The 11,805-nt window shown below is 58.8% G+C and carries 9 protein-coding genes; 3 read left to right on the top strand and 6 right to left on the bottom strand.

Annotation, left to right across the window (positions count from 1 at the left end; all coding sequences use genetic code 11):
* Positions 1-23 precede the first annotated feature (23 nt).
* The 5 genes from hutH to HX613_RS16675 form a co-directional block, all read right to left on the bottom strand.
* Positions 24-1,658 carry a histidine ammonia-lyase gene (hutH, locus tag HX613_RS16655; protein ID WP_235346346.1) on the bottom strand — a complete coding sequence of 545 codons (1,635 nt, stop codon included), beginning with the start codon at positions 1,656-1,658 and terminating at the stop codon, positions 24-26.
* Positions 1,624-3,228, bottom strand: coding sequence for a BCCT family transporter (locus tag HX613_RS16660; protein ID WP_235346347.1), 1,605 nt, complete (start codon positions 3,226-3,228; stop codon positions 1,624-1,626). The genes hutH and HX613_RS16660 overlap by 35 nt, the downstream gene beginning before the upstream one ends.
* Positions 3,229-3,418: 190 nt before the next feature.
* Complete coding sequence (locus HX613_RS16665; RefSeq protein ID WP_235346348.1) at positions 3,419-4,975, bottom strand: amidohydrolase; 1,557 nt, start codon at positions 4,973-4,975, stop codon at positions 3,419-3,421.
* Positions 4,972-6,675: an amidohydrolase gene (locus HX613_RS16670; RefSeq protein WP_235346349.1), complete on the bottom strand. Its 1,704-nt coding sequence runs from the start codon at positions 6,673-6,675 to the stop codon at positions 4,972-4,974. The genes HX613_RS16665 and HX613_RS16670 overlap by 4 nt, the downstream gene beginning before the upstream one ends.
* Positions 6,676-6,707: 32 nt before the next feature.
* Positions 6,708-8,009 (bottom strand): MFS transporter, encoded by a 1,302-nt coding sequence (locus tag HX613_RS16675; RefSeq protein WP_235346350.1) that lies wholly within the window; start codon positions 8,007-8,009, stop codon positions 6,708-6,710.
* Between the two features lie 208 nt (positions 8,010-8,217).
* Between HX613_RS16675 and HX613_RS16680 the strand changes: the two genes are divergently transcribed.
* The 3 genes from HX613_RS16680 to HX613_RS16690 all read left to right on the top strand — a co-directional run bounded on the left by HX613_RS16680 (position 8,218) and on the right by HX613_RS16690 (position 10,589).
* A complete protein-coding gene (locus tag HX613_RS16680; protein ID WP_235346351.1) occupies positions 8,218-9,120 on the top strand; it encodes an Lrp/AsnC family transcriptional regulator in 903 nt (300 codons plus the stop codon).
* A 114-nt stretch (positions 9,121-9,234) separates the two neighbouring features.
* Entirely contained in the window at positions 9,235-9,657 is a 423-nt protein-coding gene (locus HX613_RS16685) for a (deoxy)nucleoside triphosphate pyrophosphohydrolase (protein ID WP_235346352.1), read from the top strand.
* Positions 9,658-9,659: 2 nt separating this feature from the next.
* A complete protein-coding gene (locus HX613_RS16690; RefSeq protein ID WP_235346353.1) occupies positions 9,660-10,589 on the top strand; it encodes an HNH endonuclease in 930 nt (309 codons plus the stop codon).
* Positions 10,590-10,637: 48 nt separating this feature from the next.
* On the opposite strand, the gene HX613_RS16695 is transcribed toward HX613_RS16690, so the two are convergent.
* On the bottom strand, positions 10,638-11,798 hold the full coding sequence (locus HX613_RS16695; RefSeq protein WP_235346354.1) for a CoA transferase: 1,161 nt from the start codon (positions 11,796-11,798) through the stop codon (positions 10,638-10,640).
* Positions 11,799-11,805 lie beyond the last annotated feature (7 nt).

Here is an 11,805-nt window from a genome sequence, read left to right on the forward strand (position 1 = left end):
TCATGTTTCTCAAGTCATCCGGGTCAAACTGTGCGCAATTTGCTCCCACCTGACTCCACCGCAGCTATGAGTTCTTCACCGACGATCAGAGAATGAATCGCTTCGATATCCTTGTGGACCTGGCGGTCTCTCTCAAGCTTCGGGACCACTGCTCGAATTGTGTCGTGAGCAGCGCCCACACCCCGTCCGATGGGTTCAGAGGAGATGAACTCCACCGCTTGGCATGCACACAAAAACTCGATCGCAAGCACGTGCGCTACATTCTCGATGACTTCGAGACTCTTGAGCGCAGAAGAGGTACCCATGCTCACATGGTCCTCCTGACCCGCTGCCGATGGGATGGAATCCACCGAGGCAGGCTGAGCCAACCGCTTGTTGTCCGAGACCAGCGCAGCGGCCGTGTACTGAGGAATCATGTACCCCGAGTCGGTGCCCGGATTCGGCGACAAGAATGGTGGAAGTCCGCTATGGTGGGCGGAAGTCAGCCGGAATGTCCGCCGTTCCGAGATGCTGGAGAGTTCTGTAAGTGCTATTGCGAGCATGTCCAGAGCCATCGCCACAGATTCACCATGACAATTCGACGACGACAATGACATCTCATCCTCGGCGAAGATCAGCGGGTTATCGGTCGCGGAGTTCATTTCGTCTTCGATCACAGACTTGACGAATCGAATCATATCTTTGGCGGCACCGTGTACTTGAGGAATTGATCTCAGGCTCAGCGCGTCCTGCACCTTGCGCTGGGTATCCGCGTCCTCCAAGTTGCTTCCCTGCAACAATGTTCGGAGGTTTTCGGCCGTCGCCCCGACGCCCTCGTGCTTCTTCACAGCGCCGATGCGGGCATCGAATGCGGAAAGGTTCCCGCGAAGTCCCTCAACCGAAACGGAGCTTGCGATGTCTGCAGTCTTCAGCAGCGACACGGCATCGTGCACGGCAAGGCCTCCGAGTGCGACCATGTCGCACGTGCCGTTGAGCAGGCTCAGTCCCTCTTTTGCCTGCAGGACGACCGGCCTCAGTCCCCGGCGTTTGAGCGCTTCTGCACCAGAGACCTCCGAACCATCCACGCACGCTTCGCCCTCATCGATGAGAACCAACGCGATGTGGGCTTGGTACGACAGGTACCCGAGCGACCCCTTGCGAGGAACTCGCGGGATCACGTCTTCGTTCAACATGCCAAGAAGCAGATCCACGACTTCTTCCCTGATCCCGGAGTACCCGAGCGAAAGGTTTCGGACCATCATTGTCATCACCGCACGCGTTTCGACCGCAGAAAGAAGGTCTCCCACTCCGCTGGCGTGGCTGCGGACAAGGCTGAGCTGCAGTTGGGCTGATTCCTCCGGGCTGATTCGGATCTTGCTGTTATCGCCGACGCCGGTCGTAATTCCATAGACAATTGCATCCTGGCTCAGCAGATCGTCGACGACTCGCCGGGACTCCCGAATCCCGCGACGCGCATCATCTGAAAGCCGCACCAGGTGTCGATCTCGGGCGATGCGATGCAGGTCATCGACGTTGAACCCAGAGGGACTGATGGTCACATATTCTTGCGTGTTGATCTCATGCTCCTTCGCTCGAAAAGACATTGTTGATGCTTTCGGTCTGACGGCAGAAACGGGAACAGGCTCAGTTCTCGAGTTGCGCAGCTTCAGCCGGGTCATCCCTCGGTTCACCCATCACTTTCGTGTCCGACCGAAGGTATTTAACGGCAGAGAAGGAGATGAGGATGATCAGGAACAATACGGGGAATCCTGCAAGGGTTGCGGTCTGTTTGACCGCGTCGATGCCCGAAATCTCCCCTCCAGTCCCGGCCGTCACGGTAAGAATCGCCAGAATACCGATCAGCCCGCCCCAGAAGATCTTGACGATAGCCGGTGGCTCCGGATTCTTGAGGTCGTTTCCGGTAGTTGTCAGAGACGACATCGTGGTGGTCAGTGAATCAGCCAGAGTGGTGAAGGAGATAAAGATTGCGATCAGCATCAGGATGCCAAAGAGCAGCGATAGTGGGAGTTCGTCCAGGAAAGCGAACAGGGACAGTGGCACACCGCCTTCGCCGTTAATGATGTCCCAGAGTTTGCCGTCGCCCTTCCAGTCGAAGTACATCGCCGCTCCACCGAATACCCAAAACCAGAATGCGCCGAAGGCCGCTGGTAACAGCATATTGACCGTGACGAACTCACGGATCGTACGCCCATAAGAGACCCGAGCGATGAACATACCGATCAAAGGCGCATTGGCTCCCCACAGCGCCCATTCGAAAATTGGCCAATCGCGAGGCCACGATTCACCATCCATCGGGCTGAACCACAGATGCATCTCCGCGAAATCGGAAAAGTACTTTCCAGTTCCTTGAGTACCAATGGTCATGATGTAGGCCGTTGGGCCAACCACGAGCACGAAGACCAAAAGCAAGAGGAAGAGCCTGGTGTTCTGCTCGGCCAGGAATTTGATTCCTTTTTGGAGACCGGTGTAGCTCGACAGAATATAGGTGATGGTGATGAGAATGGCGATGGCAGCCCACAGAGTGGGCCCGTTGACGATGTCCGTATAGTGCGAGACGCCGCTGCCGATCTGCAACACCCCTTCACCGAGGATCGCGGACATGGCACCAGCAATGGCGAACATGCAGACATTGTCAACGACAGTTCCGATGCCCCCAAGCGCCCGCTTTCCGAAAATGGGATACAGAGCAGAGCTGACTGCATAAGGCATGCCCTTGTTGTAATGTGCGTATCCGATTGCTATTCCGCAGATGACGTACAAGGCATATGGGGCAATCGTCCACTGCATCGTCACGGCCGCAATCGAAAAAGTTGCTGCCTGTTCAGAACCTGGCTCCAGCCCGAGCGCCGCCGGAGGGTTCATAAAATGAGTCAACGGTTCGGCGGTACCCCAGAACAGGATGCCCGTACCGATGCCGCTGGTCAGAGAGATCGCAAACCATTGCCATTTCGACAAGTTCGGTTTGGCTGAGTCACCACCGATTTTGATCTTTCCGAATTTCGAGAAGCCCAGATACAGACAGACGAAGATCAAGACGAAAACGGTCAAACTGAACAGCCAGCCGAAGTTGCTGAAGGCGAACTCAACCACCGTCGACTGTATGTTGTAGAACCACTGAGGGGCTGCGATTCCCAGGACTGCGGTAGCGACCAGCAGGACCGCCATCGGGGCAAATACTCCCCATCGCATCTTCTTATTGTTCATCATTGACTCCGGTGGATTGTCCATCAATTACGACCAACCAACAGCACCGGGAAAACACCAGCTCTGTACCGTCCTTGGTGACTCAGGTGCTGATGCAAACATTGGCGTTAGAAGGGCCTTCGGCCATGCTGGCAGGTCGTTATCTGGCTCACAATGCGTTCCAGGAGAATTGTGTCCGACATATCGGACAATATTCTCAGATCTCCGACGGTGCTCACCACCACCGCTGGCCACTTGCCCGATCTAGTCTGTAGTCGGGCCATGGAAGTTCGATAGGTGGAACGAAGTCTGCTGGCAATAGCGCCGGCATCGGATCAACGACAGCACGCGACTCGAACTCGCTTGTCGCCTCGGCGAGGACGTCGGGCTTGGTGAGCAGGTCGAGGAAGGTTCCCGAAACTGTCTTTCCAGCGGTGAGGATCGTCGGGGCGATCGTCTCGCGCATTCCACCCAGCGCATTCATCACCCACGCGGGATACGGGCCGGCACCGGGCGCCGGGGCCAGGGCTGGCCGCGAGACGTAGAACCGCACGAGGGGTGCATAGTGGCTCATCTCCACGTAGTCGTCGCTCGTCCAGTTTCGCTGCCATGCCGGCATCTGCTCGCGCAGCAGCCGCTCGGCTTCCTGCGGTTCGATGAGGTGCTCTGTTTCTGCGAGGAACGGCGTCTCCGTGACCTTGATTCCAAGTTCCCGCTGCACCTCTTGGGCGAGCGCCACCGCTTCGGAATCGTAGGTCGGTGGCCCCACCTCGGCGAGGTTGTCGTAGAGCGCCTGCGCGAGAACGTGGTTTGTCCGTCCTGGTCGACTTCTGGCCACCCAGCGGTCTTCAACGTCACAGTGGCCCATCATCGCTGCTGCCTGTGCATTGCGATCCAGGATAGCCAGGATGTGCTCAGCCATCTCAAGGTCTGGTGTGCGCCAGGAGAACTGAATTCGCGCGACTCTCTGGGGCAGATTGTCTGCAGTTGCTTGACCGTCGGTGAGGATCGCGTCGGAGAAGCTCCAGCCGCCGGCCGCTGGCAGCATTGCGTCAAGCATCGACCGCGAAGAGGTCAGCATCTGCATCAGCGACAGATTCGCACCCGGTGCACGAGCCGCTGAATGCGATGCAGGGATGGGCGAATGTGGGTCAGAACTAGAGCGCTGCCAGGTTTCTGGAGCATCGCAGACGAACGAATAGACCTTGCTGTAGTAGGCCCCGCACTGGGTGTCCCAGCGAGCGGTATTGCACAGTGGCAGCATGTAGAAGGGATGGAAAGACACGATCGCGTCTGCATCGTCGTAATACCCGCGCAGTCCGTGGACGACCTTCGATCCATGCATCTTCTCCGCCGGTTCTCCTGTGTAGAGAAGTGTCCCGGTGATTCTGTGGGTTGTCATCGCGTGTTTGGTCGCAAGGAGCCCGGCCAACGTGGAGATACCCAGCGCCGAATGCGGATCCGTGTGCCCGGGCGCAAAGCGCGATAGCCCCTCGCGCGGCTCCTCCCGAGTGGTTGCAGCCTGCGAGTTGCCGGGGACTGCGTCGTATTCGGCGTAAGTGAGCAGCGTAGGTCCTGAACCGTTGGACCAGCGCGCACTGAAGGCCGTGGGCATGCCGCCGGAACCGTCTTCGACCTCGAAGCCTTCCTCCCGCAGCCGTTGCACGTACCAGGCTTGGGAGTCGTACTCCCGCCAGGCCGGTTCCGCCAGTTCCCAGATGTGAGTATGCCAGTCGAGAAGATCGCCGAGGTGGTTGTCGATCCATTCCTTGGCCGTTGCCTTCGCGTTCATGCACTAGCACCTTCCTGCGCTGATCCCGAAATATCACTCGCACTCAGCCTGCGCACCCCGTCGACCCAGGTCTCGAGCACAGGAATGGCAGCGATCTCTCCACCCGGCACGGTCAGAGGGTCAGTTCCGAGGACAGTGAAGTCCGCTCGCTTACCGACGCTCAGGGATCCGAATTCGTTCTCTCGGCCCAGGGTGATCGCTCCTTCGAGAGTGTGTGCCCGCAGTGCCTCCTCAGCGGAAATCCGCAGTGCGTCTGGTCCCAGCTTGTGCCCGCGTCTGGTCACCCGGGTCACTGCGGTCTGGATCGCTTCAAGCGGGCGGGGCTCGGCGACCGGAGCGTCCGAGGACAGAGTGATGGGCACGCCGGCGTCACGAAACTCGCCGAGCGGATTGAATCGTTCCCCGGGAGTGCCGATGGCCTGCTCGACTCCTTCGCCCCAGTTGTAATAGTGCTGAGTCTGGTTGACCGGTCTGATTCCCAACTCGGCCATGCGTTTCACTTCGACAGGATCAGGGAGTCCGCAGTGTTCGATCCGGTGGCGCGCATCGGAATCGGGGCGCACTTGCAGTGCGGCTTCGATGGCGTCGACGACCATTTTGATGGCTATCGGCGACTGCGCGTGGGTTGCAGTCTGCAGGCCGGCGGCATGTGCTCGATGCACAAGCCCGGTGTACTCCTCCGGCGAGTGATAGAGCTGCCCGGTCCGGCACGGGTCACCGACATACCCGTCCGGGAAGTAAGCGGTCCACCCCCCTAAGGTGCCATCAGCGTAGAGCTTGATTCCAGCAGCGGAGAGGAAGGCATTGCCGAAGGGACCTGTGAGGCCGAGATCGAGAACGGCGTCGAGCAGGTGGGAGAGGAAGTACATCGATACCCGCATCTGAAGCCCGCCCCGTTCGGCCATGGCAAGGTAGGCGGCGAACTCGCGTTTCGAGACCTGCGCATCCCCGATCGCGGTCACGCCGCCTGTGAGGAACTCGCGTTGAACGATGTCGAGTTGGTTCTGGTGTTCGGCTGCTTCGTCGCCGAGGTGGAAGTTCGGCCCGTGGCGTCCGATCTTGACCCCGCCCAGCCCGGTGAGGACATTGCATGCCGCGTCTGAGAGCTCTCCTGTCAGGTCTCCGTCAGAGTTGCGGAAGAATTCGCCGCCCTCAGGGTTGGGAGTGTCACGGGTGATGCCGAATTTCTCGAAGGTGAACGTGTTGACGACTCCCCCGTGGCCAGAAGCGTTCATGATGTACACCTCACGGTCGCGGGCGACTTCGTCGAGTTCGTGTCGGGTCGGGTGCCGACGTTCGATGAGATTGCGTTGTTCGTAGCCGTATCCACGGATGGGCACATCGGCGGGAAGTTTCGCTGATTCCCGTCGCAGAACCTCGACGATCTCGGGGATCGACATTGCCGCATTCGGGGAGACATCAATCCAGGTGTGCAGCTGACCGTACATGAGCGGATGGGCATGTGGGTCAACGAACCCCGGAACGATTGTGGAGTCGGGAAAATCGACACGGACAGGATCAAGGCTACGATTGACGGCGGCCTCCTCGGCGTCGGTCGCCGTTCCCACTTCGAGAATCTTCCCTCCGGCGATGAGCATCGCAGAGGCATCGCGAGCGGTGTCGTCGACCGTGTGAATCACGTTCGCAGTGATCAGTGTGGCTGCGGAATCGCGGTCGTCAAAGGTGGCCAATTGTCGCACGGGCGTCTCCTTGGATAGTGGTGTCGAGTGGGTCAGGTGTTGGGAGTTTCAGGTTCGTCGCTGTGTTGCGGTGCCAGTGCGGTGGCAACCCAGGCAACCGTGGAGAGGAAACCAAAGAGACCGATGACGGACCAGATGGAACCGGTCGCTGCCATGAGGGAGGTCGCAACAATCGGTGAGAGCCCGCCCCACACCGCCGCGCCGACGCCGTAGGCCAAGGACATGGAAGTGTAACGAGCCTGGGGGCGATACATCTGTGTGAGAAGGGCGGACAGTGGCGCCCAAGTCGCGCTCATCGTCACTCGTATCGCACAGACGAAGATGTAGATCAGTGTCACTGTGTGATTCTCGATGGCGAGGATGAGCGGGATGGAACAGAGGAAGGACAGACCGACGCCGAGGTACATGAGGCGTTTTCCTCCCCACTTGTCACCGAGCAATGCCAGCGGAAGCGTCACGAGAGCTTCGAGGAAGGACGCGAGCGTCATTGCCCCGAGGATGATGGAAGCGGCGAGCCCGATCTCTTCACTGGTGGCATAGCTCTGAACGTAGGAAGTGGCGAGGTAGTAGCCGCCCGAAGCGATGGCGACCATGCCAAATCCCAGAAGCACGGGGTACCAGTTGAAGCGCAGAGTGTGGATGATCGGTGTCGTCTCGCTGGCGCCGCTTTGCTTGAAGACGGGGGTCTCTTCGATACGCAGCCGAACCCAGATGCCAACCGCGATGAGGACGATGCTGATGAGGAATGGCACACGCCATCCCCAGCTGAAGAGTACATCGTCACCCATGAGGGAGAGCACCCAGAAAGCGCCAGAGGAGAGAAGCGCGCCGAGGGGGTTGCCCAGTTGGGTGAAACCGCCGTAGAACGTCTTGAACTTCGGTGGAGCGCTCTCGACGGCCATCAGGCTCGCGCCGCCCCACTCGCCACCGACTGCCAATCCTTGGATGATGCGGAGGAAGATAAGGAGCACCGCTGCGGTCATGCCCCACGTGTCGTAGCCGGGCAGGCAGCCGACGAGGACGGTCGCCACACCCATCATCAGCAAGGTGATGGTCAATGCCGGCTTGCGGCCGAGCCGGTCGCCGATGTGCCCGAAGATGATGCCGCCCAGAGGTCGGACGAAGAACGCAACCGCGTAGGTGCCAAACGATGCGAGGGTGCCCAGAGTTCGGTCGACCTCCGGGAAGAAGATTTGAGGGAAGACGATTGCGGCGGCCGTGGCGTAGACATAGAAGTCGTACCACTCAATTGTCGTGCCGACGGCTGCGGCAAATCCGGATTTGAGCGCGCGACGATGCGTGCGCTCGGGGACGCTTGATGCGGGTGCGGTCATGGTGAGCTCCTTTGCTCGGATCGCCACGATGACTTAGCTGTGCGGCGAGTGTTGTGGCCTTGCAGTGATGGTAGGTCTGTTCGGGCGCAGTGTCACCGACAATAGTTCACCCGGGATGGGCCGGCAGCCGCTGATTTGCGACTTCTGGAGACAGAATGCGCGAGAATAGAGAACAAATACTCACAGCTACTGCACGATTGGAGCAACCATGGGGCATACGGAGGATTCTCAACTCGATGCTGCGATCATCCGTGCGCTTCAGCGCGATGGACGCACGAGCGTGCTTGACCTAGCTCGTGCCCATGGAGTCTCGCGACATGTCATCTCCGAACGACTGCGTGTGCTCACAGAACGCGAAGGATTGCGAGTGGTCGCAGCGCTCGACCCCGGAGTTGCCGGCCATCATGTGCTGACGCATTCCATGGTCCGCGTCGATGGCCCCGTATCCCCTGTCGCCGAGGCGGTGGGCCGATTACCGAATGCTGTGTTCGTGTCCATAGCAAGCGGAGAGCGCCCGTTGGTATTCGAGTCTCGACACGGTTCGAGCCGGGAGCTTTTAGACACACTCGATGCGGTCAGAACGATCTCCGGCGTCCGTGAGATTCGAGTGACCACCTACGTCGAAGTCCTGCGCGGCTTCTTCGTTCCCCAAAGACGCGATGACATCGCGTTGGATGAACTCGACTTCGAACTCATCGCTGCGCTGCAAGCCGATGGCCGGACAAGCTATCGTACTCTCGCCGAGGTTGTTCACCGCTCACCGTCAGCTGTGCGGTCCAGGGTTCAACGGCTCATTTCTGCCGGCGTCATCCGTATCGCTGCGATCAAATCCGGTGGACTCTCTACCAGTCGCTTCGCAACGGGGCTGGGCATCACCCTTGCAGGCAACTTTGAATCAGTTCGCCAGTTCATCCTGGAATCAGACTCGATCGAGTTCGCCGCACGATCTCATGGCGCCCATGATTTCATTGCCACTGCGGTCGGGTCTTCCTCCACCGCGGTGCTTGCAACAGTCGAAGCTCTGCGCGCGCTCGACGATGTTGCCGCCGTCGAGACCTGGGCCCACTTCGACCTCATCAAGGAAGACTATGCCCGGGCGATGAGGCAGTGAACGAAGAATCCTATACAAATCTCCAACCCAGGTCTCATCCAGCTGCCGGCATGTGCATCAATCAATGCATACCGAACAGCCAGTTGAACGGGAATCTCCCTATAGTGTGGGTTCATGAGTAAAACTCTGCGCGTAGTGGCGGCAATTTTCCACAGCGAGGGCCGTGTCTTGGCATGCCGCCGCAATCCTGAGAAGGCGGCCGGCGGTAAGTGGGAATTTCCAGGCGGCAAGGTCGAACCCGGAGAATCCCCCGAAGAGGCATTGCTTCGAGAGCTGGCAGAAGAACTCAACGTCGGGGACGCCACGATCGGGAGTCTCGTTTCGCGAGCCACAACTACCACCGGCGAAGCCACTATTGATCTTGCTTGCTATTGGGCAGAAGCCGAGCCAGTCCCTCAGTCAAGCACGGACCATGACGAGCTTCGTTGGACCGCAATTAACGAACTCAGTGAACTTGATTGGACTGCACCCGACTTACCCGCAGTGCGTGAACTACAACAATCAACAATCCCCTCGGGAAAACAGGAAGAGTGCTAACTGTGGTCGAACCAGACGGTCTACGCGAAGCAGCAATCTCATGGCTACAAATGAGGACGGACGATGGCCGCGATCCCCTCACTCGAGACGAGATCCAAGATTTCGAGTTTGGTGGTGAACAATTCAAACTGCAATCAACACAACAAGGAATTCGGAAGCCCGCGGGGTTCTCAGCGGCCCTTTCAATACAAACCGTATTCCGAAGGCCGGGCCAAGAACGCCCTTATGAGGACCTCATCGGAGACGACGGTCTATTGAGATACATGTGGCGCGGCAACGATCCGACGTTTCCTGAAAACGTTGGCCTTCGTAACGCAATGGAACAAAAGCTCCCCCTCATCTGGTTCTGGGGTATTGCAATGCAACCGGCTCGATTTCAGGTGATCGCACCTGTGTATGTTGTCGGAGAAGAGCCACACGAGCAACGATTTCTTCTCACGGCAACCGAACCGGCCGCCGACATCTCTGAGATAGATTTTTCGGCTCACGAGTATGTGGCAAAAAGGTACCTCACGCGAATGGCTAAAGTCAGGGTCCACCAACCTGTTTTTAGAGCAACGGTTCTTACTGCATACGAAAATCACTGTGCAGTCTGCAATCTGGCCCACCCGTCGTTACTCGACGCTGCTCATATAGTCGCAGATAGAGAGGAAAAGGGAATCGCCTCAGTTGTGAATGGACTAGCTATGTGCAAGATCCACCATGCGGCTTTTGACAGGTACTTCCTTGGGGTCCGGCCAGACTATACCGTTGAAATACGCCATGATCTTCTCGAAGAGGTCGACGGACCAATGCTCCGTCACGGCCTACAAGAACTTCACGGCCAAAAGCTAATGACGGTTCCAAAAGTTCGTCAAGATCGCCCGCAGGCTGATCTACTCAAATTCAAATACGATGCGTTTCGTTCTGCCACGAATCTCGACGTGCTCTGACTTCTCCGCTGCATGCGAACGCCGCGGGGATGCTTTAACAACGGCTACCTATTTGCCGGTCTGCATTCCTTGCAGAACCGCATCAGTATCCCCACCCAGCTGCGGAGCCGGAACAGCATCAGCCACAGGCGACCCACCGAACGACAAGGGCACCCGAGGCGCCAGCACGCGGCCCACACCTGGCTGATCGATCTCCCCAAACAGCGGATTCTCCAACGAGCACCACGGATCGTTTTTGACGAGTTCTTCAAAGGTCTGGAACTCCCCATGAAGGACACCTGCTCCACTCAATGCAGAAGCAGCCTCGGCGACGGTGTGGGCTTCGAACCATGGCCGCAGCACTGCATCGATGGCCTCGCGAGCTTCGAACCGACCGCCTTCGGTCGTGAGATCAACGTCGAGCATGGGCCCGATCATCTCAAGCTTCTCGGACAGCCCAGTCGCCTTGCCCAGTCCGCGCCAGTGCTTGTTCGAGATGACGGCAACCATGATCTCGCGTTCATCCGAGGTCTTGAACGACTGCCCGTAGGCGCCATAAAGGCCATTGCCCAGCGGTCCACGAGTCTTACCGGTCGACTGCACCTCGGCGATGTAGCCGAGGTTGCCGACGGTTGCGAGCATCGCATCGGACAGGGCGAGGTTGATCTCCTGCCCCTTGCCCGAGGTCCGGCGATCGAGCTCAGCGGCAGTAATGCCATTGGCAATGTACAGGCCGGCGATGACGTCCCACGCCGGGATGGCATTGTTGACGGGACTCTTGTCATCGCCGGTGATGATCGGGAACCCGCTGGCCGCATTGATCGTGTAGTCCACGGCCGGCTTCCCATCATGGGACCCGTTGAGCCGCAGCATGACCAGATCTTCACGGTGCTGGACGAGGTTCTCGTAGCTCAGCCATCCGCGAGCGGGCAGGTTCGTCACCAGGGTGCCCGCCTCAGCGATGAGGTCGGTGGCGATCTTCTGTCCCTCTTCGGACTTGAGATCGAGGGTGACCGAGCGCTTGCCCTTATTCAGGCTCGCCCAGTAGATGCTCGTGCCGTCATCGCTGATCGGCCAGCGGTTGGCGTCGATGTTGCCGCCGATCGGGTCGATGCGGATGACGTCGGCACCCAACTGTGCCAGAGTCATCGCACCCAAAGGTGCTGCGATGAAGGCAGAGATCTCGACGACTTTCAATCCGGTCAGTGGTGCCGGTCGTGTCTCAGACATGGGAGCT

The organism is Brevibacterium sp. UCMA 11754 (assembly GCF_021532275.1).
In the GTDB taxonomy this organism is placed as follows: domain Bacteria; phylum Actinomycetota; class Actinomycetes; order Actinomycetales; family Brevibacteriaceae; genus Brevibacterium.

Excerpts from the sequence above, each read along its gene's own strand:
- HX613_RS16685 (WP_235346352.1), top strand. The coding sequence starts at position 9,235 with ATGAGTAAAACTCTGCGCGTAGTGGCGGCAATTTTCCACAGCGAGGGC.
- HX613_RS16675 (WP_235346350.1), bottom strand. The coding sequence starts at position 8,009 with ATGACCGCACCCGCATCAAGCGTCCCCGAGCGCACGCATCGTCGCGCG.
- HX613_RS16680 (WP_235346351.1), top strand. The coding sequence starts at position 8,218 with ATGGGGCATACGGAGGATTCTCAACTCGATGCTGCGATCATCCGTGCG.
- hutH (WP_235346346.1), bottom strand. The coding sequence starts at position 1,658 with ATGACCCGGCTGAAGCTGCGCAACTCGAGAACTGAGCCTGTTCCCGTT.
- HX613_RS16660 (WP_235346347.1), bottom strand. The coding sequence starts at position 3,228 with ATGGACAATCCACCGGAGTCAATGATGAACAATAAGAAGATGCGATGG.
- HX613_RS16665 (WP_235346348.1), bottom strand. The coding sequence starts at position 4,975 with ATGAACGCGAAGGCAACGGCCAAGGAATGGATCGACAACCACCTCGGC.
- HX613_RS16695 (WP_235346354.1), bottom strand. The coding sequence starts at position 11,798 with ATGTCTGAGACACGACCGGCACCACTGACCGGATTGAAAGTCGTCGAG.